The 21,820-nt window shown below is 60.2% G+C and carries 28 protein-coding genes; 16 read left to right on the top strand and 12 right to left on the bottom strand.

The features are described from left to right. Nucleotides 1-8 precede the first annotated feature (8 nt). From hpf to BM026_RS14940, 7 genes are all read right to left on the bottom strand, one after another. Entirely contained in the window at nt 9-314 is a 306-nt protein-coding gene (gene hpf / locus BM026_RS14970) for a ribosome hibernation-promoting factor, HPF/YfiA family (RefSeq protein WP_003171804.1), read from the bottom strand. 75 nt (nt 315-389) lie between these two features. Next, the gene (locus tag BM026_RS14965; RefSeq protein WP_093529179.1) at nt 390-1,883 is read right to left on the bottom strand and encodes an RNA polymerase factor sigma-54; all 1,494 of its coding nucleotides are present in this window, start codon (nt 1,881-1,883) and stop codon (nt 390-392) included. A gap of 184 nt (nt 1,884-2,067) precedes the next feature. Beyond that, nucleotides 2,068-2,793 carry an LPS export ABC transporter ATP-binding protein gene (lptB, locus tag BM026_RS14960; protein ID WP_016974288.1) on the bottom strand — a complete coding sequence of 242 codons (726 nt, stop codon included), beginning with the start codon at nt 2,791-2,793 and terminating at the stop codon, nt 2,068-2,070. Further along, complete coding sequence (lptA, locus tag BM026_RS14955; RefSeq protein WP_032893554.1) at nt 2,793-3,326, bottom strand: lipopolysaccharide transport periplasmic protein LptA; 534 nt, start codon at nt 3,324-3,326, stop codon at nt 2,793-2,795. Before lptA ends, lptB begins: the two co-directional genes overlap by 1 nt. Next, complete coding sequence (gene lptC / locus BM026_RS14950; RefSeq protein ID WP_093529176.1) at nt 3,313-3,885, bottom strand: LPS export ABC transporter periplasmic protein LptC; 573 nt, start codon at nt 3,883-3,885, stop codon at nt 3,313-3,315. Before lptC ends, lptA begins: the two co-directional genes overlap by 14 nt. An 8-nt stretch (nt 3,886-3,893) precedes the next feature. Further along, complete coding sequence (locus BM026_RS14945; protein WP_058414321.1) at nt 3,894-4,418, bottom strand: KdsC family phosphatase; 525 nt, start codon at nt 4,416-4,418, stop codon at nt 3,894-3,896. Continuing rightward, entirely contained in the window at nt 4,419-5,393 is a 975-nt protein-coding gene (locus BM026_RS14940) for a KpsF/GutQ family sugar-phosphate isomerase (protein WP_071491152.1), read from the bottom strand. A gap of 298 nt (nt 5,394-5,691) precedes the next feature. On the opposite strand from BM026_RS14940, the gene BM026_RS14935 reads away from it, so the two are divergent. From BM026_RS14935 to hisC, 10 genes are all read left to right on the top strand, one after another. Next, on the top strand, nt 5,692-6,501 hold the full coding sequence (locus BM026_RS14935) for an ATP-binding cassette domain-containing protein (RefSeq protein WP_003171811.1): 810 nt from the start codon (nt 5,692-5,694) through the stop codon (nt 6,499-6,501). Beyond that, on the top strand, nt 6,501-7,298 hold the full coding sequence (gene mlaE / locus BM026_RS14930) for a lipid asymmetry maintenance ABC transporter permease subunit MlaE (protein ID WP_003188592.1): 798 nt from the start codon (nt 6,501-6,503) through the stop codon (nt 7,296-7,298). The genes BM026_RS14935 and mlaE overlap by 1 nt, the downstream gene beginning before the upstream one ends. Further along, the gene (gene mlaD, locus BM026_RS14925) at nt 7,298-7,765 is read left to right on the top strand and encodes an outer membrane lipid asymmetry maintenance protein MlaD (RefSeq protein ID WP_017845975.1); all 468 of its coding nucleotides are present in this window, start codon (nt 7,298-7,300) and stop codon (nt 7,763-7,765) included. Before mlaE ends, mlaD begins: the two co-directional genes overlap by 1 nt. A gap of 11 nt (nt 7,766-7,776) precedes the next feature. Further along, nucleotides 7,777-8,424, top strand: coding sequence for an MlaC/ttg2D family ABC transporter substrate-binding protein (locus BM026_RS14920; protein ID WP_092240748.1), 648 nt, complete (start codon nt 7,777-7,779; stop codon nt 8,422-8,424). Beyond that, the gene (locus BM026_RS14915; RefSeq protein WP_071491154.1) at nt 8,421-8,726 is read left to right on the top strand and encodes an STAS domain-containing protein; all 306 of its coding nucleotides are present in this window, start codon (nt 8,421-8,423) and stop codon (nt 8,724-8,726) included. The genes BM026_RS14920 and BM026_RS14915 overlap by 4 nt, the downstream gene beginning before the upstream one ends. Nucleotides 8,727-8,840: 114 nt before the next feature. After that, nucleotides 8,841-9,080, top strand: coding sequence for a BolA family protein (locus BM026_RS14910; RefSeq protein WP_003188597.1), 240 nt, complete (start codon nt 8,841-8,843; stop codon nt 9,078-9,080). Between the two features lie 23 nt (nt 9,081-9,103). After that, nucleotides 9,104-10,369 (top strand): UDP-N-acetylglucosamine 1-carboxyvinyltransferase, encoded by a 1,266-nt coding sequence (gene murA, locus BM026_RS14905; protein WP_010213103.1) that lies wholly within the window; start codon nt 9,104-9,106, stop codon nt 10,367-10,369. Between the two features lie 139 nt (nt 10,370-10,508). Next, nucleotides 10,509-11,144, top strand: a complete 636-nt coding sequence (hisG, locus tag BM026_RS14900) for an ATP phosphoribosyltransferase (protein WP_003188599.1) — start codon at nt 10,509-10,511, stop codon at nt 11,142-11,144. A gap of 127 nt (nt 11,145-11,271) precedes the next feature. After that, complete coding sequence (gene hisD, locus BM026_RS14895) at nt 11,272-12,594, top strand: histidinol dehydrogenase (protein WP_093529173.1); 1,323 nt, start codon at nt 11,272-11,274, stop codon at nt 12,592-12,594. A 3-nt stretch (nt 12,595-12,597) separates the two neighbouring features. Further along, a complete protein-coding gene (gene hisC / locus BM026_RS14890) occupies nt 12,598-13,650 on the top strand; it encodes a histidinol-phosphate transaminase (protein ID WP_093529170.1) in 1,053 nt (350 codons plus the stop codon). Between the two features lie 128 nt (nt 13,651-13,778). On the opposite strand, the gene BM026_RS14885 is transcribed toward hisC, so the two are convergent. Further along, a complete protein-coding gene (locus BM026_RS14885; RefSeq protein ID WP_093512472.1) occupies nt 13,779-15,053 on the bottom strand; it encodes a uracil-xanthine permease family protein in 1,275 nt (424 codons plus the stop codon). A 2-nt stretch (nt 15,054-15,055) separates the two neighbouring features. Then, nucleotides 15,056-15,694: a uracil phosphoribosyltransferase gene (gene upp, locus BM026_RS14880; RefSeq protein WP_024073483.1), complete on the bottom strand. Its 639-nt coding sequence runs from the start codon at nt 15,692-15,694 to the stop codon at nt 15,056-15,058. Between the two features lie 164 nt (nt 15,695-15,858). On the opposite strand from upp, the gene BM026_RS14875 reads away from it, so the two are divergent. From BM026_RS14875 to BM026_RS14860, 4 genes are all read left to right on the top strand, one after another. Beyond that, complete coding sequence (locus BM026_RS14875; RefSeq protein WP_058422982.1) at nt 15,859-16,416, top strand: hypoxanthine-guanine phosphoribosyltransferase; 558 nt, start codon at nt 15,859-15,861, stop codon at nt 16,414-16,416. Between the two features lie 3 nt (nt 16,417-16,419). Beyond that, nucleotides 16,420-16,887 (top strand): WbuC family cupin fold metalloprotein, encoded by a 468-nt coding sequence (locus tag BM026_RS14870; RefSeq protein WP_093529168.1) that lies wholly within the window; start codon nt 16,420-16,422, stop codon nt 16,885-16,887. 35 nt (nt 16,888-16,922) lie between these two features. Beyond that, entirely contained in the window at nt 16,923-17,408 is a 486-nt protein-coding gene (locus BM026_RS14865) for a hypothetical protein (protein ID WP_071491159.1), read from the top strand. Between the two features lie 75 nt (nt 17,409-17,483). Next, nucleotides 17,484-17,771, top strand: coding sequence for a PA4642 family protein (locus tag BM026_RS14860; protein WP_058422979.1), 288 nt, complete (start codon nt 17,484-17,486; stop codon nt 17,769-17,771). A gap of 69 nt (nt 17,772-17,840) precedes the next feature. Here the strand turns inward: BM026_RS14860 and mqo are convergent, their stop codons facing one another. Both mqo and BM026_RS14850 read right to left on the bottom strand, forming a co-directional pair. Continuing rightward, nucleotides 17,841-19,349 (bottom strand): malate dehydrogenase (quinone), encoded by a 1,509-nt coding sequence (mqo, locus tag BM026_RS14855; RefSeq protein WP_093119815.1) that lies wholly within the window; start codon nt 19,347-19,349, stop codon nt 17,841-17,843. A 719-nt stretch (nt 19,350-20,068) separates the two neighbouring features. Next, nucleotides 20,069-20,302 (bottom strand): hypothetical protein, encoded by a 234-nt coding sequence (locus tag BM026_RS14850; RefSeq protein ID WP_071491161.1) that lies wholly within the window; start codon nt 20,300-20,302, stop codon nt 20,069-20,071. A 194-nt stretch (nt 20,303-20,496) separates the two neighbouring features. Between BM026_RS14850 and BM026_RS14845 the strand changes: the two genes are divergently transcribed. Beyond that, a complete protein-coding gene (locus BM026_RS14845) occupies nt 20,497-21,084 on the top strand; it encodes a YajG family lipoprotein (RefSeq protein WP_071491162.1) in 588 nt (195 codons plus the stop codon). Between the two features lie 56 nt (nt 21,085-21,140). Here the strand turns inward: BM026_RS14845 and BM026_RS14840 are convergent, their stop codons facing one another. Then, nucleotides 21,141-21,350 carry a hypothetical protein gene (locus tag BM026_RS14840; RefSeq protein ID WP_092240762.1) on the bottom strand — a complete coding sequence of 70 codons (210 nt, stop codon included), beginning with the start codon at nt 21,348-21,350 and terminating at the stop codon, nt 21,141-21,143. A 183-nt stretch (nt 21,351-21,533) separates the two neighbouring features. On the opposite strand from BM026_RS14840, the gene BM026_RS14835 reads away from it, so the two are divergent. Then, a complete protein-coding gene (locus BM026_RS14835; RefSeq protein WP_092240764.1) occupies nt 21,534-21,791 on the top strand; it encodes a hypothetical protein in 258 nt (85 codons plus the stop codon). The last annotated feature ends 29 nt before the right edge of the window (nt 21,792-21,820 follow it).

Genomic DNA, 21,820 nt, shown 5'->3' with positions numbered 1-21,820 from the left:
GGGGAGAGTTAACGACCTGTACCTTGCATCAGGTGCAGATTCTTTTCCTTATGCTTTATGAGTTGGCGGTCCAGCTTGTCGTAGAGCGAGTCGATCGCCGCGTACATGTCTTCATGTTCCGCATTGGCGACGAGCTTGGCATTCGGTACGTGCAGGGTGGCCTCGATTTTCTGCTTGAGCTTATCGACCTCCATGATGACCTGCACGTTGGTGATCTTGTCAAAATGCCCTGCAAGCTTGTTCAACTTGCTTTCGGTGTACTCACGCAGGGGCTTGGTCACTTCCAGTTGGTGTCCACTGATGTTGACTTGCATACAGCTTCTCCTTCGTTGCCAGTGCATAAAGCGGCAGGCAAAGGCGCCTGCCACTGGAACGCTGTGGCCCGCCCGTCACATCAAACGCTTACGCTCGCTGGAAGGCGCGATCCCGAGGGACTCGCGGTACTTGGCGACGGTTCGACGGGCGACCTGAATGCCTTGTGCCTCCAGTAAACCAGCGATCTTACTGTCACTCAATGGCTTTTTCTGATTTTCCGCGGCAACCAGTTTTTTGATGATCGCGCGGATCGCCGTGGACGAGCATTCACCGCCTTCGGAGGTGCTGACGTGGCTGGAGAAAAAGTATTTCAGTTCATAAATACCCCGTGGGGTATGCATGAATTTCTGCGTGGTCACGCGTGAAATGGTCGACTCATGCATGCCCACCGCTTCGGCGATGTCATGCAGTACCAGCGGCTTCATCGCCTCGTCGCCGTATTCCAGGAAGCCGCGCTGGTGCTCGACGATCTGGGTGGCGACTTTCATCAGGGTTTCGTTGCGGCTTTGCAGGCTCTTGATGAACCAGCGGGCTTCCTGCAACTGGTTGCGCATGAAGGTGTTATCGGCGCTGGTGTCGGCGCGGCGGACGAAACCGGCATATTGCGGGTTGACCCTCAGGCGTGGCACCGACTCCTGGTTCAGTTCCACCAGCCATCGCTCGTTGTCCTTGCGCACGATCACGTCGGGAACCACGTACTCGGCTTCGCTGGACTCGATTTGCGAGCCAGGGCGCGGGTTGAGGCTCTGTACCAGCTCGATGACCTGGCGCAGGTCGTCTTCCTTGAGCTTCATGCGGCGCATCAACTGGCTGTAGTCGCGGCTGCCCAGCAGGTCGATGTAGTCGGTGACCAGGCGCTGGGCCTCGGCGAGCCATGGGGTCTTGGCCGGCAGCTGGCGCAATTGCAGCAGCAGGCATTCGCTGAGGGTGCGCGCGCCGATACCGGCAGGCTCGAACTGCTGGATGCGGTGCAGGACGGCTTCGATCTCGTCCAGTTCGATATCCAGTTCGGGGTCGAAGGCTTCAAGAATTTCTTCAAGCGTCTCGTCTAGATAACCCTGATTGTTGATGCAGTCGATCAGAGTTACGGCGATCAGGCGATCGGTGTCCGACATCGGTGCAAGGTTCAGTTGCCATAGCAGATGGCTCTGCAGGCTCTCGCCGGCAGAGGTGCGGGTGGTGAAATCCCACTCGTCATCGTCGTTGCTGGGCAGGCTGCTGGCGCTGGTCTGGTAGACATCTTCCCAGGCGGTGTCGACCGGAAGCTCGTTGGGAATGCGTTCGTTCCATTCGCCTTCCTCAAGGTTGTCCACCGTGGGGGCGGTTTCCTGGTAGGAGGGTTCCTGCACGTCGGAATTGGGTTTTTGCTCGATGTTATCGGCCAGCGGGTCTGCAGTATCGAAGTCGTCGCCTTCTTCCTGGCGTTCGAGCATCGGATTGGACTCCAGGGCCTCCTGGATTTCCTGTTGCAGGTCCAGGGTCGACAATTGGAGCAGGCGGATGGCCTGTTGCAGCTGCGGTGTCATCGTCAGCTGCTGGCCCATTCTCAGGACTAGCGATGGTTTCATGGCAGGGGCTTAACACCTTATTCGCCGGCGCAATGCGCCATCCACGACAGGGCGCGTGAGCGCCAAACATAAGCAAATTATATGCCTGATGTCGGGTGCTTTGCCTAGAGCGCGGTAACAATAAAAATCCGGAGGTTTTCATTGACTCCCGCGCACCTTGGCGAACGCCGTGACACCACGGTGTTTACAGGCGGAACTCGTGACCCAGATACACTTCCTTGACCAGTTCATTGGCCAGGATTGTGGCGGAATCACCTTCGGCAATCAGTTGGCCGTCATTGACGATATAGGCGGTTTCGCAGATGTCGAGCGTCTCACGGACGTTGTGGTCGGTGATCAGCACGCCGATGCCCTTGGCCTTGAGGTGATGGATGATCTGCTTGATGTCGCCGACCGAGATGGGGTCGACGCCGGCAAACGGCTCGTCCAGCAGGATGAACTTGGGTGCAGTGGCCAGGGCGCGGGCGATTTCCACACGGCGACGCTCACCACCGGACAGGCTCATGCCGAGGTTGTCGCGGATATGGTTGATGTGGAACTCCTGCAGCAGGCTTTCCAGCTCCTTGCGACGGCCGTCACGGTCGAGTTCCTTGCGGGTCTCGAGGATCGCCATGATATTGTCCGACACCGACAGTTTGCGGAAGATCGACGCTTCCTGTGGAAGATAGCCGATACCGGCACGGGCGCGGCCGTGCATTGGCTGGTGGCTCACGTCCAGGTCATCGATCAGCACGCGCCCCTGGTCCGCCTGGACCAGGCCGACGATCATGTAGAAGCAAGTGGTCTTGCCGGCGCCGTTGGGGCCGAGCAAGCCGACGATCTGGCCGCTGTCGATCGACAGGCTGACGTCGCGCACGACCTGACGGCTTTTATAGGCCTTGGCCAGATGCTGGGCTTTCAGGGTTGCCATTACTCGGCCTTCTTCTTCGGCTGGATAACCATGTCGATCCGTGGACGAGGCGCGGTGACCTTGTTGCCATTGGCACGACCGGCGTTTGCAATCTGTTTCACGGTGTCATAGGTGATCTTCTCACCTTCCGTGGAGTTGCCATCGGGGCTGAGCACCTTGGCCTGGTCGATCAGGACGATGCGGTTCTGCTGGGCATGGTACTGGATGGTCTTGCCGTAGCCCTTCATCGGTCCGGTATCGGTCGCGGACTGCTTCTGTTCGAAGTAAGCCAGGTTGCCGACCGAGGTCACGACATCGATATCGCCGGTCTTGGTGCGCGTAAGCGTCACGGTATTGCCGGTGATTTTCATCGAACCCTGCGTGATGATCACGCCGCCGGTGTAGGTGGCAACGCCTTGCTTGTCATCCAGTTGCGCATCGTCAGCTGAAATGTGGATCGGCTGCTGGCTATCGTTCGGCAGAGCCCAGGCGCTCACGCTTCCCAGTGCTGCGCCCAGGCCGAGCAAAATAGGGAGAGTTTTAACGAGCCTCATACTGTCCTCTTACGTTCGATAGCAGGTGTATCCTGCTTTCTTTCAAATACGCTTTCATTCCTTTGCCAGTCGATACACCGCCAGCGCCGTCGATTCTAACGTCTTGCTCGGTCTGCGCATATTGCTTCTGCGGGAATACGGTCATGCGACTGCTGGTAATCACGGTCTCACGGCTTTTATCGTCAGTGCGCGCAATGCGCACCGAGTCGATCAGTTCCACCTCGGTACCGTCCGGGTTGACCTCGCCACGCTTGCTGGTGACGTGCCATGGGAACTCGGTGCCGCGGTAAATGTTCATGTCCGGGTTGGTCAGCAGGGTGACTTCGCTAGCCTTCACATGCTCGACCTTGTCCGAGGTCATCTCGTATTGCACCTTGCCGTCAGGCAGGAACTGCACGCTTTTGGCATTGATGGCGTAATAGTCGATAGCGCCCTCGTCAACCTGCGCAGCAGGCTGGTCGAGAAAGCGCTCCGGGCTGATATTCCAGTAGCCCACCGCCAGGAACAGCGCGGCGATGACCCCGAATAACAGGAAGTTGCGAATCTTTTTGCTCGGCATAAAACGCTCTATAAGTAGGCGGCGTGGGCCGCTTCAAGGCTGCCCTGGGCACGCAGGATCAGCTCGCAGAACTCGCGGGCGGCACCTTCGCCACCGCGGGCGCTGGTGATGCCATGGGCGTGTTCGCGAACAAACGCCGCCGCATTGGCGACGGCCATGCCCAGGCCTACTCGGCGAATCACCGGCAGGTCTGGCAGGTCATCACCCAAGTAGGCGACCTGCTCATAGCTTAGGTTGAGTTGGCCAAGAAGCTCGTCCAGAACCACCAGTTTATCCTCGCGGCCCTGATACAGGTGAGGAATCCCCAGGTTTTGTGCACGCCGTTCCACAACGGGCGTTTTCCGGCCGCTGATAATTGCCGTTTGCACGCCCGCCGCCATCAACATTTTGATGCCCTGGCCGTCCAGCGTGTTGAATGTCTTGAATTCGCTGCCGTCTTCGAGAAAGTACAGGCGGCCATCGGTCAGCACACCGTCAACGTCGAAAATCGCGAGTTTGATATTTTTGCCGCGTTGCAACAGGTCGCTGGTCATCTACATCACTCCTGCACGCAGCAAGTCGTGCATGTTCAGGGCGCCAATCGGGCGGTCGTCGCCATCAACCACCACCAGCGCGCCGATCTTGTGGTCTTCCATGATCTTCAAGGCTTCGGCTGCCAGCATCTCGGGGCGCGCGGTCTTGCCGTGGGGTGTCATTACCGCGTCGATGGTGGCGGTGTGGATATCAATCGTGCGGTCCAGGGTACGGCGCAGGTCGCCGTCGGTGAAGACCCCGGCCAGGCGGCCATCGGCCTCGAGGATCACGGTCATGCCCAGGCCCTTGCGGGTCATTTCCATCAGCGCGTCTTTCAGCAGGGTGCCGCGCTGGACGTGAGGCAATTCATCGCCCGAGTGCATGACGTTTTCCACTTTCAGCAGCAGGCGGCGGCCCAGGGCGCCGCCTGGATGGGAAAACGCGAAGTCTTCGGCGGTAAACCCCCGGGCTTCCAGCAGTGCTACGGACAAGGCATCGCCCATGACCAGTGCGGCCGTGGTGGAGGAGGTCGGTGCCAGGTTCAGCGGGCAGGCCTCGTGGTCCACGTGGACGTTCAGGTTCACTTCGGCGGCCTTGGCCAGCGTCGACTCCGGGTTGCCGGTGATGCTGATCATCTTGATGCCCAGGCGTTTGATCAGCGGCAACAGGGTCACGATTTCGTTGGTCGTGCCGGAGTTGGACAGGGCAAGGATGATGTCATCCTTGGTGATCATGCCCATGTCGCCGTGGCTGGCTTCGGCCGGGTGCACGAAAAACGCGGTGGTTCCGGTGCTGGCCAGGGTGGCGGCGATCTTGTTGCCGACGTGGCCCGACTTGCCCATGCCGACCACCACGACGCGGCCCTTGCTGGCCAGAATCATCTCGCAGGCGCGTACGAAATCCGCGTCAATATGCGCCAGCAAGCCTTCTACGGCTTCAAGCTCGAGGCGGATGGTGCGTTGTGCGGATTGAATAAGGTCGCTGGATTGGCTCATGTCTGAAATCGTATAGCCTGACGAAAAGTCGGCGATTATAGCGGTAATGATCAATTCCCTCACGCAAGTTCGTCAGGGTTTGTTCGCAATGTGCTTGAGATTCAACCCCAGCAACGATTTTTCCCTGTCCCCAATCTGAACAAGCACTGTTCCGGCCTTGGGCGCCTTGTACCAGCAGTGATATAGTTCGCCGCCAGTTCGGTCCGCCCAGCCCACGTGGCCAACTATTGCACAAAGGTTGCAAACGTTTGTCGCAAGCGTGGTGTCTGAGTGAGAGGCTGCATCCCAAGGAGTTTAGATGAGTGCCGATAACGCCTACGCGGTCGAGCTGAAGGGACTGACCTTCAAGCGCGGGACGCGCAGCATCTTCAATAACGTCGATATCCGCATTCCGCGCGGCAAGGTCACGGGCATCATGGGGCCTTCCGGTTGCGGCAAGACCACGCTGCTGCGCCTGATGGGCATGCAATTGCGCCCCAGTGCGGGAGAGGTGTGGGTCAACGGCCAGAACCTGCCGACGCTGTCGCGCAGCGATCTGTTCGATGCACGCAAGCACATGGGTGTGCTGTTCCAGAGCGGTGCGCTGTTCACTGATCTTGATGTTTTCGAGAACGTGGCCTTTCCGCTGCGGGTGCATACCCAGCTGTCCGATGAGATGATTCGTGACATTGTGTTGCTGAAACTGCAGGCCGTAGGCCTTCGCGGCGCCATCGACCTGATGCCCGATGAATTGTCTGGTGGGATGAAGCGCCGTGTGGCGCTGGCGCGTGCCATCGCCCTCGACCCGCAGATTCTCATGTACGACGAGCCCTTCGTCGGCCAGGACCCCATCGCCATGGGCGTGCTGGTGCGTCTGATCCGTCTGCTCAACGATGCACTGGGCATCACCAGCATCGTGGTCTCCCACGATCTTGCAGAAACCGCGAGCATTGCCGATTACCTCTATGTAGTGGGCGATGGCCAGGTGCTGGGGCAGGGCACGCCCGAAGAGCTGATGAACGCCGACAACCCGCGCATTCGCCAATTCATGACCGGCGATCCTGATGGCCCGGTGCCTTTTCACTTTCCGGCGGCGGATTACCGCTCAGATCTTCTGGGGAAGCGCTGATGCGCAAGACATCTCTTATCGAGAAGGTTCGCCTTTTCGGTCGCTCGGGCATCGACATCGTCGAAGTGCTGGGCCGTTCGACGATTTTCCTGTTCCACGCATTGCTCGGCCGTGGCGGAATTGGCGGCGGCTTTGGCCTGCTGGTCAAGCAGTTGCATTCGGTGGGCGTGATGTCCCTGGTGATCATCGTGGTCTCCGGGGTGTTCATTGGCATGGTGCTGGCGTTGCAGGGCTTCAATATCCTGTCCAGCTATGGTTCGGAGCAGGCGGTGGGGCAGATGGTCGCCCTGACGCTGTTGCGTGAACTGGGGCCGGTGGTGACCGCCCTGCTGTTCGCCGGGCGCGCGGGCTCCGCGCTGACTGCCGAAATCGGCAACATGAAGTCCACCGAACAGCTGTCCAGCCTGGAAATGATCGGCGTGGACCCGCTCAAGTACATTGTTGCCCCACGCCTGTGGGCCGGCTTCATTTCCCTGCCACTGCTGGCGATGATCTTCAGCGTGGTCGGGATCTGGGGTGGTTCGTGGGTGGCGGTGGACTGGCTGGGCGTCTACGACGGCTCCTACTGGGCCAACATGCAGAACAGCGTGACGTTCACTGGCGACGTGCTCAACGGCATCATAAAGAGCATCGTGTTCGCCTTTGTTGTCACCTGGATCGCCGTATTCCAAGGCTATGACTGTGAGCCCACCTCAGAAGGGATCAGTCGCGCCACCACCAAGACCGTTGTGTACGCCTCGCTGGCGGTACTGGGCCTTGACTTCATTTTGACCGCCTTGATGTTTGGAGATTTCTGATGCAAAACCGCACTGTGGAAATCGGTGTCGGCCTTTTCTTGCTGGCTGGCATCCTGGCTTTACTCTTGTTGGCCCTGCGCGTCAGCGGCCTGTCGGCCAGCCCCACTGCCGACACTTATAAACTTTACGCATACTTCGACAATATCGCCGGTTTGACTGTCAGAGCTAAAGTGACCATGGCCGGTGTGACCATCGGCAAGGTCACGGCAATCGATCTGGATCGCGACAGCTTCACCGGCCGAGTGACGATGCAACTGGACAAGAAGGTAGATAATCTGCCGACTGACTCCACTGCATCTATTCTCACTGCGGGTCTGCTGGGCGAGAAATACATCGGTATCAGCGTGGGTGGGGAAACAGCCCTGCTCAAGGATGGCTCGACAATCCACGACACACAGTCGTCGCTGGTGCTTGAGGACCTGATCGGTAAATTCCTGCTTAATACGGTCAATAAAGACGCCAAATGAGGAATCTGTTCATGATCTCTACCTTGCGACGTGGCCTGCTGGTGCTGTTGGCAGCGCTGCCGCTGATAGCTAACGCGGCAGGTTCTGCGCACGATCTGGTGCAGGACACGACCAACAAAATGTTGGCTGACCTCACTGCCAATAAAGAGCAGTACAAGCAAGATCCGAGCAAGTTTTACGATGCGCTCAACGCCATTGTCGGCCCGGTGGTCGATGCCGAAGGCATTTCCCGCAGCATCATGACGGTCAAGTATTCGCGCAAGGCGACACCTGCGCAGATGCAGACCTTCCAGGAAAACTTCAAGAAAGGCCTGTTCCAGTTCTACGGCAACGCGCTGCTCGAGTACAACAACCAGGGCATTACCGTTGCTCCCGCCGGGGACGAGTCGGGTAATCGCACCAGCGTCAACATGAGCGTCAAGGGCAACAACGGTGCCGTCTACCCTGTGCAATACACGCTCGAGAAGGTCAACGGCGAGTGGAAGCTGCGCAACGTGATCATCAACGGTATCAACATCGGCAAGCTGTTCCGTGATCAGTTCGCTGATGCGATGCAGCGTAATGGCAACGACCTGGACAAAACCATCAACGGTTGGGCCGGTGAAGTCGCCAAAGCCAAGGAAACATCCGATAAAGAAGCCGGGAAGCCTGTGCAATGACCGAGTCGGCTGTTCGTCTTGGCGACGCCGGTGAGTTGTTCCTCAGCGGCGTGCTGGATTACCGCACCGGGCCTGAGCTGCGCAAGCAGGGTCAGGCGCTGATCAAGACCAGCACTGCGCCCGCGTTGGTGCTGGATTGTTCTGCCGTGACCAAGTCCAGCAGCGTCGGCTTGTCGCTGCTGCTGTGCTTCATGCGTGATGCTGAGGCGGCCAGGAAGCCGGTCAGCATCCGGGCATTGCCCGAAGACATGCGCGAAATCGCCGAAGTTTCCGGTCTGACCGAGCTGCTGGCGCATCCTTAATACACATTATTAAAGAGGCCCCCCGTCAGAGTCCTGCTATGCGGGGTTCGCAGGCGCGGGGCTTTTTTGTATGATGTGCGACCCGCGCGCACTGGGCGCCGATAGAGGTTGAGCATGCAGGCCCTAGAAGTTAAGAGCTTTCTTGAAGGAAAGCTGCCGGAAACGACCGTTGAAGTTGAAGGCGAAGGCTGCAACTTCCAGCTGAACGTGATTAGCGATGAACTGGCGGCACTCAGCCCGGTCAAGCGTCAGCAGCAGATCTATGCCCATTTGAACCCGTGGATCACCGATGGCAGCATCCATGCGGTCACTATGAAATTTTTCAGCCGCGCGGCCTGGGCCGAGCGCACCTGAGCCCCCAAGGCGTCGAGATTCTTATGGATAAATTGATTATTACCGGCGGTGCCCGCCTTGATGGCGAGATTCGCATCTCCGGTGCAAAAAACTCCGCATTGCCGATCCTGGCAGCGACCCTGCTGTGCGATGGCCCGGTGACCGTGGCCAACCTGCCGCACCTGCACGACATCACCACCATGATCGAGTTGTTCGGTCGCATGGGTATCGAGCCGGTGATCGACGAGAAACTGGCCGTCGAAATCGACCCACGCACCATCAAGACCCTGATAGCCCCGTACGAACTGGTGAAAACCATGCGTGCGTCGATCCTGGTGCTTGGCCCGATGGTTGCCCGTTTCGGCGAAGCCGAAGTCGCCCTGCCTGGCGGTTGCGCCATTGGCTCGCGTCCGGTTGACCTGCACATCCGTGGCCTTGAAGCCATGGGCGCCGTTATCGACGTCGAAGGCGGCTACATCAAGGCCAAGGCGCCGGAAGGCGGCCTGCGTGGCGCCAATTTCTTCTTTGATACTGTCAGTGTGACCGGCACCGAGAACATCATGATGGCCGCTGCCCTGGCCAAAGGCCGCAGCGTCCTGCAAAACGCCGCGCGCGAGCCGGAAGTGGTCGACCTGGCCAACTTCCTGAACGCCATGGGCGCGAAGGTTTCCGGTGCGGGCACCGACACCATCACCATCGATGGCGTAGAGCGTCTGCATACCGCCACCTACAAGGTAATGCCTGACCGCATCGAGACCGGTACCTACCTGGTTGCCGCCGCCGTCACCGGTGGCCGCGTCAAGGTCAAGGACACCGATCCGACTATCCTGGAAGCGGTCCTGGAAAAGCTGCGCGAAGCCGGTGCGGAAATCACTACCGGTGAAGACTGGATCGAGCTGAACATGCACGGCAAGCGTCCCAAGGCCGTCAACGTGCGTACCGCTCCGTACCCGGCGTTCCCGACCGATATGCAAGCGCAGTTCATCTCCCTGAACGCGATTGCCGAAGGCACCGGTGCCGTGATCGAGACCATCTTCGAAAACCGCTTCATGCACGTGTACGAATTGCACCGCATGGGCGCGAAGATCCAGGTCGAAGGCAACACCGCCATCGTCACCGGCACCGAGAAACTCAAGGGCGCGCCAGTCATGGCCACCGACCTGCGTGCGTCGGCCAGCCTGGTGATCTCGGCGCTGATCGCCGAAGGCGACACCCTGATCGACCGCATCTACCACATAGACCGTGGTTACGAGTGCATTGAAGAAAAACTGCAGATGCTCGGCGCGAAAATCCGCCGCGTACCGGGCTAGTCCCGGAAGCTGTAACGGTGGGGGAGGGTAATCTTTCTCCACAGGATTTGTTTCAAATCGAGGCTGTAATGGCCTCGATCTGTGTCCGGCGCCGTTTGCGACCGGACCGCAATAGCCTGATAAAGGATTGACGTTTCCCATGTTGACCATCGCACTGTCCAAGGGCCGCATCCTTGACGACACGTTGCCGCTTCTGGCTGAAGCGGGCATCGTGCCGACCGAGAATCCGGACAAGAGCCGCAAGCTGATCATCCCCACGACCCAGGACGACGTGCGCCTGTTGATCGTGCGCGCTACCGACGTGCCGACCTACGTTGAACATGGCGCGGCCGACCTCGGCGTCGCCGGTAAAGACGTGCTGATGGAATACGGTGGCCAGGGCCTGTACGAGCCGTTGGACCTGCGTATTGCCCTGTGCAAGCTGATGACCGCCGGCCGTGTCGGTGATGTGGAGCCGAAGGGCCGCCTGCGCGTGGCGACCAAGTTCGTCAACGTCGCCAAGCGCTACTACGCCGAGCAAGGCCGCCAGGTCGACATCATCAAGCTTTACGGCTCGATGGAGCTGGCGCCGTTGATCGGCCTGGCTGACAAGATCATCGACGTGGTCGACACCGGTAACACCCTGCGCGCCAACGGTCTTGAGCCGCAGGACTTCATTGCCGACATCAGCTCCCGTCTGATCGTCAACAAGGCATCGATGAAGATGCAGCACGCCCGTATCCAGGCGTTGATCGACACGCTGCGCAAGGCAGTGGAGTCGCGACACCGCGGTTGACCTACCCGCGCGGCCCTGGGTCGCGCCCGTCTATCCGCCTCATAGCCAGAATTCTCAGGTGCCCAAGCGGATCGACTGCTAACTTTCGGCGCCTGAGCATTTTTGCCAATCCTATGAGGCCCTCGCTATGACCACGTCCACTGCAATTGCCCGACTCAACGCTGCCGACCCGGATTTCGCCCATCATCTGGATCATCTGCTGAGCTGGGAAAGCGTGTCCGACGATTCGGTCAACCAGCGGGTGCTCGACATCATCAAGGCCGTGCGCGAGCGCGGTGATGCGGCGCTGGTGGACTTCACCCGCCAGTTTGACGGTCTGGACGTCAAGTCCATGGCTGACCTGATCCTGCCCCGCGAACGCCTGGAGCTGGCCCTGACGCGCATCACCGCGCCGCAGCGCGAAGCCCTGGAAGTGGCGGCGGCGCGTGTGCGCAGCTACCACGAAAAACAGAAACAGGACTCCTGGAGCTACGCCGAAGCCGACGGTACTGTGCTGGGCCAGAAGGTCACGCCGCTGGACCGCGCCGGTTTGTACGTGCCGGGTGGCAAGGCTTCGTACCCTTCATCGGTGCTGATGAACGCGATCCCGGCCAAAGTGGCGGGCGTGACCGAGGTGGTCATGGTGGTGCCGACGCCGCGTGGTGAAATCAACGAGCTGGTGCTGGCAGCGGCCTGCATCGCCGGTGTCGATCGGGTTTTCACCATCGGTGGTGCCCAAGCCGTTGCCGCCCTGGCCTATGGCACTGAAAGCGTACCGAAGGTCGACAAAGTGGTCGGCCCCGGCAACATCTATGTTGCCACTGCCAAGCGCCATGTGTTCGGCCAGGTCGGTATCGACATGATCGCCGGCCCTTCGGAAATCCTCGTGGTGTGCGACGGTCAGACCGATCCGGACTGGATCGCCATGGACCTGTTCTCCCAGGCCGAGCACGACGAAGACGCCCAGGCGATCCTGGTCAGTCCGGACGCCGAGTTCCTCGACAGGGTCGCGGCCAGCATCAATAAGCTGCTGCCGACCATGGAGCGCGCCGAGATCATCGAGAAATCGATCAATGGCCGTGGTGCGCTGATCCTGGTGCGCGACATGGAGCAAGCCATCGACGTGGCCAACCGCATCGCGCCGGAGCACCTGGAGTTGTCCGTCGCCGACCCACAAGCCTGGCTGCCGTCGATTCGCCACGCCGGTGCGATCTTCATGGGCCGCCACACCAGCGAGGCCCTGGGCGACTACTGCGCAGGCCCGAACCACGTGCTGCCGACTTCCGGCACCGCGCGTTTCTCGTCGCCGCTGGGGGTGTATGACTTCCAGAAGCGTTCGTCGATCATTTTCTGCTCGCCGCAGGGCGCTTCCGAGCTGGGCAAGACTGCCTCGGTGCTGGCCCGTGGTGAATCCCTCAGCGCGCACGCCCGCAGCGCCGAATACCGCATCCTTGAAGAGAAGGGGAACTGAGACATGAGCAAATTCTGGAGCCCTTTCGTCAAGGACCTCGTGCCTTACGTGCCCGGTGAACAACCGAAGCTGACCAAACTGGTCAAGCTCAATACCAATGAAAGCCCCTACGGTCCGTCGCCCAAAGCGTTGGCGGCAATGCAGGCCGAGTTGAATGACAACCTGCGCCTGTACCCGGACCCCAACAGCGACCTGCTCAAACAGGCGGTGGCCACGTATTACGGGATCGACGCCGCTAAAGTCTTCCTCGGCAACGGTTCCGACGAAGTGCTGGCGCACATTTTCCACGGTTTGTTCCAGCACGACCTGCCGCTGCTGTTCCCGGATATCAGCTACAGCTTCTATCCGGTTTACTGCGGCCTTTATGGCATCAAGTCCGACCCGGTGCCGCTGGATGACCAGTTCCAGATTCGCGTGGCGGATTACGCCAAGCCCAACGGCGGGATCATTTTTCCCAACCCGAACGCGCCGACCGGCTGCGTGCTGGCGCTGGACGCGGTGGAGCAGATCCTCAAGGCCAGCCCGGATTCGGTGGTGGTGGTCGATGAAGCCTATATCGACTTCGGCGGTGAAACCGCGATCAGCCTGGTGGATCGCTACCCGAACCTGCTGGTCACCCAGACCCTGTCCAAATCGCGCTCACTGGCCGGTTTGCGTGTGGGCCTGGCCGTGGGCCACCCGGACTTGATCGAGGCGCTGGAGCGGGTCAAGAACAGCTTCAACTCCTATCCACTGGACCGCCTGGCGATTGTTGGCGCGGCGGCGGCGTTCGAGGACCGTGAGTATTTCGAGAAGACGTGCCGGTTGGTGATCGACAGTCGCGACAAGCTGGTCGCGCAACTGGAAGAGAAAGGCTTTGAAGTGCTGCCCTCGGCAGCCAACTTCATCTTTGCCCGTCACCCACGGCACGACGCTGCGGGCCTGGCGGCCAAGTTGCGTGAGCAAGGGGTGATCGTGCGGCACTTCAAGCAGGAGCGGATTGCCCAGTTCCTGCGGATCAGCATCGGTACGCCGGAGCAGAACCAGGCGTTGATCGATGGGCTCGGTGAGCTCTAAGCCACACTGAAGAGCAAAATGTGGGAGGGGGCTTGCCCCCGATTGCGGTGTATCAGTCAGCTAATGCATTGACTGACACACTGCTATCGGGGGCAAGCCCCCTCCCACATTGGGTTTCGCGGTACTGGTTAGAGCAACGGCTCATCCGACTTCTTGTTCTTCCAACCATCATTGCCCGGCAGCAGCAGGTTCAAGCCAATCGCCACCACCGCACACAGGGCGATGCCCTTGAGGCCGAAGTCATCCGGGCCGGTGCCGGTGCCGACCAGCACACCGCCAATCCCGAACACCAGGGTCACCGACACAATCACCAGGTTGCGCGCTTCGCCCAGGTCGATCTTGTGGCGGATCAGCGTGTTCATCCCCACCGCGGCAATCGAGCCGAACAGCAGGCACAGAATCCCGCCCATCACCGGCACCGGAATGCTCTGCAGCAACGCGCCGAACTTGCCGATGAACGCCAGGCTGATGGCAAACACCGCTGCCCAGGTCATGATCTTCGGGTTGTAGTTCTTGGTCAGCATCACCGCGCCGGTCACTTCGGCGTAGGTGGTGTTGGGTGGGCCGCCGAACAGACCGGCAGCCGTGGTGGCAATGCCGTCACCCAGCAGGGTGCGGTGCAGGCCGGGCTTCTTCAAGTAGTCGCGACCGGTCACGCTGCCCACCGCAATCACGCCGCCGATATGTTCGATTGCCGGGGCCAGGGCCACCGGGACGATGAACAGGATCGCCTGCCAGTTGAATTCCGGCGCGGTGAAGTGGGGCAGGGCGAACCACGGGGCCGCCGCGATCTTCGCCGTGTCGACCACGCCAAAGTAGAACGACATGGCGAAGCCCACCAGCACGCCGGAGATGATCGGCACCAGGCGGAAAATGCCTTTGCCGAACACCGCCACGATCAAGGTGGTCAGCAGCGCAGGCATCGAGATCATCATCGCGGTCTGGTAATGGATCAGCTCAGCGCCATCACCGGCTTTACCCATCGCCATGTTCGCGGCAATCGGCGCCATGGCCAGGCCGATGGAGATGATCACCGGCCCGATCACCACGGGCGGCAGCAGCCGGTCGATAAACCCGGTGCCTTTGATCTTCACCGCCAGGCCCAGGAAGGTGTACACGAAACCCGCCGCCATCACCCCGCCCATGGTCGCCGCGAGGCCGAACTGGCCCTTGGCGAGAATGATCGGGGTAATGAAGGCAAAGCTCGATGCCAGGAAGACCGGCACCTGGCGCCCCGTCACCACCTGGAACAGCAAGGTGCCCAGGCCAGCGGTGAACAGTGCGACGTTTGGATCAAGACCTGTGATCAGTGGCATCAACACCAGCGCACCAAATGCTACGAAGAGCATTTGTGCGCCAGACAGGATCTGGCGCCAAAGCGGGTCGTTGAATTCATCCCGCATGCTCACGCGTCCTTCTGCTTGGTGCCGAAGATCTTGTCACCGGCATCGCCCAGGCCTGGGATGATGTAGCCGTGTTCATTCAGGCGCTCGTCGATGGAGGCGGTGTAGATCTGCACATCCGGGTGGGCCTTCTCGACGGCGGCAATGCCTTCGGGCGCGGCCACCAGCACCATGGCGCGTATGTCCTTGCAGCCGGCTTTTTTCAGCAGATCGATAGTGGCAACCATGGAGCTGCCGGTGGCGAGCATCGGGTCGATGATCATCGCCAGGCGCTCGTTGATTTCCGGGACGAGTTTTTCCAGGTAGGTGTGGGCCTGCAAGGTTTCTTCGTTGCGGGCCACGCCCACGGCGCTGACCTTGGCGCCCGGTATCAGGCTGAGGACGCCTTCGAGCATGCCGATACCGGCGCGCAGGATCGGCACCACGGTGATTTTCTTACCGGCGATTTTCTCGACCTGGACGGGACCGGCCCAACCAGGGATTTCGTAGCTCTCCAAAGGTAAATCCTTGGTCGCTTCGTAGGTGAGCAACGCTCCGACTTCCTGAGCAAGCTCACGGAAGTTCTTCGTGCTAATGTCGGCGCGGCGCATAAGGCCGAGCTTGTGTCGGATCAGCGGGTGGCGGATCTCGCGAGTGGGCATGGGAAAGGCTCCGGCGGCGGGCAAAAAAACCGGCCTAGATTAATCTATCCGAGGGTGTTGTCCTATAGACATCTAGTACGTTAGTCCATTAAGGCTTGCTCGGAGCGCACGAGAAGCGTACCTTCGCCCGCTTTTCTTGCCACAGCACCCCCTTGGAGAGCGCCATGTCCGCTGATCTCGAGCATATCCGTCAAATCATGCGCGAGGCTGACTGCCTGTACACCGAAGCGCAAGTCGAAGAAGCGATCGCCAAGGTCGGCGCACACATCAGCCGCGAAATGGCCGACACCAACCCGGTGGTCTTCTGCGTGATGAACGGTGGCCTGATCTTCGCCGGCAAATTGCTGACCCACCTGCAATTCCCGCTGGAAGCGTCCTACCTGCACGCCACCCGTTATCGCAACGAAACCAGCGGCGGCGACCTGTTCTGGAAGGCCAAGCCGGAAGTCTCGTTCATCGACCGCGACGTGCTGATCATCGACGACATCCTCGACGAAGGTCACACCCTGGGCGCGATCATCGACTTCTGCAAACACGCCGGCGCGCGCAAAGTGCACACCGCCGTGCTGATAGACAAGGACCACGACCGCAAGGCGCGTCCGGACCTGAAAGCCGATTACGTCGGCCTGCCGTGCATCGACCGCTACATCTTCGGTTACGGCATGGACTACAAAGGCTACTGGCGCAACGCCAATGGCATCTTCGCCGTCAAAGGGATGTAAGCCATGGCCCGCTTTCTTGATCAGACGCTGTTTGCCGAACTGGCCGAGAAAGCGGCCACCCACCCCCGTGGCCGGCACCACCATAACTTCCACCAGATGGAAGAACCCTGCCATCGCCTGGCGGTGGGCCTGCAACCTGACACTTATGTACCGCCGCATCGGCACCTGAGTACGGACAAGGCAGAAACCTTGCTGGTGCTGCAGGGCCGCTTGGGCTTGCTGGTCTTCAACGAAACCGGCGAGGTCGTTGCCAAGCGTGTCATGCAGGCCGGCGGTGAATGCGCCGGTGTCGATCTGCCGCCGGGCGTGTTTCATGGCCTGGTGGTGCTGGAGCCCGACACGGTGATGTTCGAGTGCAAGGCCGGGCCTTATCGTCCGGTGGGCGAGGGCGAACAGCCCGACTGGGCGCCCCGCGAAGGCGAGGCCGGTGTGGCCGAGTACCAACGCTGGATGCTTGCCCAGTTCGATTGAGCTACAGTGCTGGGCCCACCTTGCCGGAGCGGCCCATGAGCCTGTTGATACGCACCTGCGCCGCCCTGGCGCTGACCCTCAGTTTGCCGCTGGCTGCCGCGCCTGCGCCGATGCACAGCCAATTCCTGCCTTCGGACGACCTGACCCTGCGCGCTGAAGCGCCGGAGCAGCAGCAACTGTTGCAAGTCACCGACTACGCGGTGGTGGTGGGCAACCAGCGCCAGTCCAGCCAGCAGCCGATCCCGGTGACCTCGCCGCTGATGATCCGTCTCAAGGGCAAGTCCCTGAACAAAGGTGCGACCATCGCCCAGGTGGTGCTCAATTTCGACGCCGAAAGCAAAAGCCTGAAAAAGCCGGTGTATGACGACTCCAGCAAAACCCTGACGCTGTCTTACCCCTTGGCCCAATACCGGGTGATTGTCGACCTGCTGCGCAATGACACGGTGTATGTGCAGTTCCTCAGTTATGCCAACGGGCATATCTGGGCGGATTTGCACACGGGTGCGGTTAAAGCCAGGTAGGCCCCGCCTACACAAGCCCGCGCCCCGCAGGTAGACTTCAAACCCCGTGTAAATGTCTGCAGGCTGGAGTCGGTAATGCGTAAAGATAAGAAACAGGTGATTGGTGACGAGATCGGCGACGATCAGATCAAGTTGTTCCTGGACTTCGAGCCGGTCGACGCAACTTCTCCGTCCCTGCACAAGCTGATCAAGGCCTACCGTGGCCTGCGTATCGACGATTTCGAGCGGTTCCTGGGTTTCTTCAAGGAAGCCGGCCTGGACCTCGACGGCAAGGATGCGCATGGCCAGACCTTCGTCGACCTGATCAAGGACCAGCGCAACGCGGACGAGTACATCGAACTGATCGAAAACGCTCGCGGCTGATTATCCGATACACAAAAAAACGCCCCGTTCTCATGCCGAGAACGGGGCGTTTTTTATTGCCTCAAGGCCTCAAGCGTAGCTCTCGGTCTCGGCGGCAGGCTCAACCAGTTCCAGGCTGATGTTGTTCTGCGTGTTGATCTTGCGATACAGCTCGGCATCCGTTTCCAGGACCTTTTCTCGGGCCGGGAAGATCTCGTGCAGTTTGGCAGCCCATTCACCGGCGGCTTTTTCCGGGAAGCACTTCTCGATCAACTCCAGCATGATCGAAACGGTCACCGAAGCACCCGGGGACGCGCCGAGCAGTGCTGCGAGCGTGCCGTCTTTGGCCGCGACCAGCTCGGTGCCGAATTGCAGCACGCCGCCTTTTTTCGGGTCTTTCTTGATGATCTGCACCCGTTGGCCGGCCACTTCCAGGCGCCAGTCTTCGGCTTTCGCCTCGGGGTAGAAGCGGCGCAGGGATTCCAGGCGCTGTTCCATGGACTGCATCACTTCGCTGACCAGGTACTTGGTCAGGTCCATGTTGTCGCGGGCCACGGCCAGCATCGGGCCGATGTTGCCGGCGCGAACCGACAGCGGCAGGTCGAGGAACGAGCCGTGCTTGAGGAACTTGGTGGTGAAACCGGCGTAAGGCCCGAACAGCAGGGACTTCTTGCCATCGACCACGCGGGTGTCCAGGTGCGGCACGGACATCGGCGGCGAACCCACGGCAGCCTGGCTGTAGACCTTGGCCTGGTGGTGCTTGACCACTTCCGGGTTGTCGCAACGCAGCCACTGGCCGCTGACCGGGAAGCCGCCAAAGCCTTTGCTTTCTTCGATGCCCGAGGCTTGCAGCAGCGGCAGGGCCGCGCCGCCGGCGCCGAGGAACACGAACCTGGCGTCGACTTCGCGGCTGCTGCCGCTGTTGACGTCCTTGATGCTTACGGTCCAGCCCGCGCCGTTGCGCTTGAGGCCGGTGACGCGCTTGCTGTACTTGACCTGGGCGTCTGCCGAGCTGGTCAGGTGGCTGAGCAGCTGGTTGGTCAGCGCGCCGAAATTCACGTCCGTGCCGTTCATTACACGGGTGGCTGCGATTTTCTCGTCGAGCGGACGCCCCGGCATCATCAGCGGCATCCACTCGGCCATCTCGCTACGGTCTTCGGTGTAGTGCATGTCCGAAAACGCGTGGTGCTGGCTGAGGGTTTCAAAGCGCTTCTTGAGGAAGGACACGCCTTTTTCGCCCTGCACGAAGCTCAGGTGCGGCACCGGGCTGATAAAGGACCTGGACGAGCCAAAGGTGCCCTTTTTGGTCAGGTACGCCCAGAACTGCTTCGACACCTCGAATTGGGTGTTGATGTGCACGGCTTTCTTGATGTCGATGGAGCCATCGGCGGCCTGCGGCGTGTAGTTCAGCTCACACAGCCCGGCGTGGCCGGTACCGGCGTTGTTCCACGGGTTGGAACTTTCCGCGGCACCCGAATCCATCAGCTCAACGACTTCCAGCTTCAGGCCGGGGTCGAGCTCTTTGAGCAGTACGGCCAGGGTGGCACTCATGATGCCGGCCCCTACCAGTACTACGTCGACTGCTTCGTTATGCGCCATTTAACGCGTCTCCAAAATCTGCAGCACCAAATTGACGGCATGGCTGCCAGGAGTGATGGGGCGGTTCACGTGTTGCCCCAGGTTACCCATGGCCAGGATCGCCATGTCCGATTCGCAATTCTTTGCATGTTCAGCGCACGCTTCCTGCCGGGCTAATCTGCCTATGAACGCATTCATGGGCGCCTGTGGCAATTCGACTTATGGTCAAAGCGTGCGATTCGTGCAACCAATCCGTAGCGGACAGGCTCAAGCTCCCGTTGTTGAGGAGTACTTGATCCTGTGTGGTTGGGCTGTTCCAGACGCTGATGGTGCTTGTACAAACGCCAAACTATTCATTTGCTCGCCACACTCTTGTGAAGTTGTGAAAACCCGTTTTTTCACGCTCTTTTGAAGACGTGAACCTCAAAAAAGGGCTGCCCCAGCCTGGCACCTGGCCCCTAGCCGACACGCGGCAAAACGGGCAAACAACTCAAGTGGCCGAGCGCAATGGCAGCTCTGGCAGATTCGGCAAAGGCGGGTGGTTTGCAAAGAAAACAGCAAGCGCGCCAGCTTCACTCGATCTGTGTGGGCGGCTCTCTGTGGGCGATTCTTGGAGCTAATGCCGAGGCATTAACGATGCTGCGAGGCCCGATCAGGAGACGTCCTTATAATCGGGGGGAGATTGTAGCGAAGAACGCCAGGGAAATGGGCGTGTTTTATGACTTTTATTAGGCGTTCGGTCAGGCGGCCAACGGTTGGTGACGCGACGGCTGCGCTGCACGTGGGCTGACACGGGCGCTGGCTGGCAGCGGGTGGTGCATCCAGCTCAGGCGGATTTCATCGATTTCCACCCAGCCGTCGCCTACAGGAGGCTGGCAGCACTCTTTGAAGGCCTGGCAACGGCCTTGCACATCGAGCAGGGCGAACTGGCGAAGGGCGGGTTTGCGTGTGAACAGTGACCAGAGAAATTGCATGGCGACAGACCTCTTGGGATTGGGGCCAAGCTTGCCTGTCGGGCATGACGGCTCTGTGTATCAGCCGTGACATATCAGTGACATCGAACCGCTACAGTCTGTGCAGGTCTCAGGTTGTAACTGGCGCTAGTTCCCGGCACTGGCGCACCGCTATACTGCCCGCCTGTCGGTACCCGATTTCTGGAGAGAAGAGCATGTTGCAACGCCTGTTGTTCGGTTTGATCACTGTGACCAGTTTGACCCTGGTTGGCTGCGCCAACAGCCCGCAACAACTGACCCCGGAACCAAAAATCACCACGCAGTTGGCCCCCGTGGGTCACGGCCAGCCGGTGTCGGTGCGTGTGGTGGATGGTCGTCCGTCGCCTACGCTCGGTTCGCGCGGCGGCCTGTATCCGGAAACCGCCCTGGTCTCGGTGAATGCTCAAGACGTACTGCCCAAGCTGCAGGCCCAGGCCGAAGCTGCCGTGCGCCTGCTGGGTTTCACCCCGAGCCCCAACGCGCCGGGTGCTCCGCAGTTGACGATCACCCTGGCCGAATTGAAGTACCAGTCGCCTAAAGACGGCCTGTACGTGACCGAAGCATCCATCGGTGCCACCTTCAAGTCCGACGTCACCGCCGGCACCCGTCGCTACAGCGGGCGCTACGGTGCGTCCCTGAACCAGCGTTTCGGTATGTCGCCGAACCAGGAAACCAACACCAAATTGGTCAGCGACGTGCTGAGCGATGCCTTGACCCGCCTGTTCAAGGACCCAAGCATCGGTTCGTTGCTCAGCGCGCAATAACCGGTCCTTAAAAAGCCGGGCTCATCACTGAGCCCGGTTTTTTTTCGTCTTCAGTTTCATGCAGCCGTGTCGATACAGAAATCCAGCAGGCTCACCCCGGTCAACAGATCGGCCTCCGGCAGGTCGGCATGCTGGTGTCCGCCAAGGGCGCAATACACCAGCCAGTGGCGGTCCTGGACGTTGAAGGCCAGGCCGCCGATCAGCGCTTCCTGCTCATCGCTCGGGGCGATCAGATACAGCCGATCCTGGTTTTGCGCGTGCAGCATGACAAGCTCCTGAAACGTCGAAGGGCAACAGAGTGGCTTGTTAAGGTGACGTTCAGGTGACGCTGTAAATTACTGGATACATTAGCCGTCAATGGGGGAGGGAGCATTTCAGGCGCCGGAGGCCACTATCGTTCAGGTTTGTATCTGAACCGATACCAAAACACTGTTTTGCCGAGGTTTGCGATGGCGCTGCCCGCACTTTTGACCAATGTTGTTGCTTTGGCCGTGGCCTGTCCGGGCGCGGCGCTGCTGTTCATTACCCGCCTGCGCGAACAGCGCGCCATGGCCGACCTCACCGCGCAGAGCGAAGATCGCGCAATTGATCAGCCGATGTTGTTTCTGGATGTGCGCACCGAACGGGCGCATCGCCTGGCTTACCGCGTCGGGTTTGCCTGCCTGGGCGTGGCGCTGGCCATCTCCTGGCTCAGCACCCATCTTTAAACACGCCACAAAGCACATGTGGGAGGGGG

This window comes from Pseudomonas sp. NFPP24 (assembly GCF_900112095.1).
GTDB lineage: Bacteria > Pseudomonadota > Gammaproteobacteria > Pseudomonadales > Pseudomonadaceae > Aquipseudomonas > Aquipseudomonas extremorientalis.
This window is presented reverse-complemented; position numbering and strand designations above follow the sequence as displayed.

Excerpts from the sequence above, each read along its gene's own strand:
- hisC (WP_093529170.1), top strand. The coding sequence starts at position 12,598 with ATGAGCAAATTCTGGAGCCCTTTCGTCAAGGACCTCGTGCCTTACGTG.
- mqo (WP_093119815.1), bottom strand. The coding sequence starts at position 19,349 with ATGGCGCATAACGAAGCAGTCGACGTAGTACTGGTAGGGGCCGGCATC.
- mlaE (WP_003188592.1), top strand. The coding sequence starts at position 6,501 with ATGCGCAAGACATCTCTTATCGAGAAGGTTCGCCTTTTCGGTCGCTCG.
- BM026_RS14965 (WP_093529179.1), bottom strand. The coding sequence starts at position 1,883 with ATGAAACCATCGCTAGTCCTGAGAATGGGCCAGCAGCTGACGATGACA.
- upp (WP_024073483.1), bottom strand. The coding sequence starts at position 15,694 with ATGCCCACTCGCGAGATCCGCCACCCGCTGATCCGACACAAGCTCGGC.
- BM026_RS14885 (WP_093512472.1), bottom strand. The coding sequence starts at position 15,053 with ATGCGGGATGAATTCAACGACCCGCTTTGGCGCCAGATCCTGTCTGGC.
- lptB (WP_016974288.1), bottom strand. The coding sequence starts at position 2,793 with ATGGCAACCCTGAAAGCCCAGCATCTGGCCAAGGCCTATAAAAGCCGT.
- BM026_RS14920 (WP_092240748.1), top strand. The coding sequence starts at position 7,777 with ATGATCTCTACCTTGCGACGTGGCCTGCTGGTGCTGTTGGCAGCGCTG.
- hisG (WP_003188599.1), top strand. The coding sequence starts at position 10,509 with ATGTTGACCATCGCACTGTCCAAGGGCCGCATCCTTGACGACACGTTG.
- BM026_RS14875 (WP_058422982.1), top strand. The coding sequence starts at position 15,859 with ATGTCCGCTGATCTCGAGCATATCCGTCAAATCATGCGCGAGGCTGAC.
- BM026_RS14850 (WP_071491161.1), bottom strand. The coding sequence starts at position 20,302 with ATGCAATTTCTCTGGTCACTGTTCACACGCAAACCCGCCCTTCGCCAG.
- BM026_RS14945 (WP_058414321.1), bottom strand. The coding sequence starts at position 4,418 with ATGACCAGCGACCTGTTGCAACGCGGCAAAAATATCAAACTCGCGATT.
- BM026_RS14940 (WP_071491152.1), bottom strand. The coding sequence starts at position 5,393 with ATGAGCCAATCCAGCGACCTTATTCAATCCGCACAACGCACCATCCGC.
- BM026_RS14840 (WP_092240762.1), bottom strand. The coding sequence starts at position 21,350 with ATGCTGCACGCGCAAAACCAGGATCGGCTGTATCTGATCGCCCCGAGC.
- mlaD (WP_017845975.1), top strand. The coding sequence starts at position 7,298 with ATGCAAAACCGCACTGTGGAAATCGGTGTCGGCCTTTTCTTGCTGGCT.
- BM026_RS14835 (WP_092240764.1), top strand. The coding sequence starts at position 21,534 with ATGGCGCTGCCCGCACTTTTGACCAATGTTGTTGCTTTGGCCGTGGCC.
- BM026_RS14845 (WP_071491162.1), top strand. The coding sequence starts at position 20,497 with ATGTTGCAACGCCTGTTGTTCGGTTTGATCACTGTGACCAGTTTGACC.
- BM026_RS14915 (WP_071491154.1), top strand. The coding sequence starts at position 8,421 with ATGACCGAGTCGGCTGTTCGTCTTGGCGACGCCGGTGAGTTGTTCCTC.
- hpf (WP_003171804.1), bottom strand. The coding sequence starts at position 314 with ATGCAAGTCAACATCAGTGGACACCAACTGGAAGTGACCAAGCCCCTG.
- BM026_RS14860 (WP_058422979.1), top strand. The coding sequence starts at position 17,484 with ATGCGTAAAGATAAGAAACAGGTGATTGGTGACGAGATCGGCGACGAT.
- BM026_RS14935 (WP_003171811.1), top strand. The coding sequence starts at position 5,692 with ATGAGTGCCGATAACGCCTACGCGGTCGAGCTGAAGGGACTGACCTTC.
- BM026_RS14865 (WP_071491159.1), top strand. The coding sequence starts at position 16,923 with ATGAGCCTGTTGATACGCACCTGCGCCGCCCTGGCGCTGACCCTCAGT.
- BM026_RS14870 (WP_093529168.1), top strand. The coding sequence starts at position 16,420 with ATGGCCCGCTTTCTTGATCAGACGCTGTTTGCCGAACTGGCCGAGAAA.
- murA (WP_010213103.1), top strand. The coding sequence starts at position 9,104 with ATGGATAAATTGATTATTACCGGCGGTGCCCGCCTTGATGGCGAGATT.
- hisD (WP_093529173.1), top strand. The coding sequence starts at position 11,272 with ATGACCACGTCCACTGCAATTGCCCGACTCAACGCTGCCGACCCGGAT.
- BM026_RS14910 (WP_003188597.1), top strand. The coding sequence starts at position 8,841 with ATGCAGGCCCTAGAAGTTAAGAGCTTTCTTGAAGGAAAGCTGCCGGAA.
- lptC (WP_093529176.1), bottom strand. The coding sequence starts at position 3,885 with ATGCCGAGCAAAAAGATTCGCAACTTCCTGTTATTCGGGGTCATCGCC.
- lptA (WP_032893554.1), bottom strand. The coding sequence starts at position 3,326 with ATGAGGCTCGTTAAAACTCTCCCTATTTTGCTCGGCCTGGGCGCAGCA.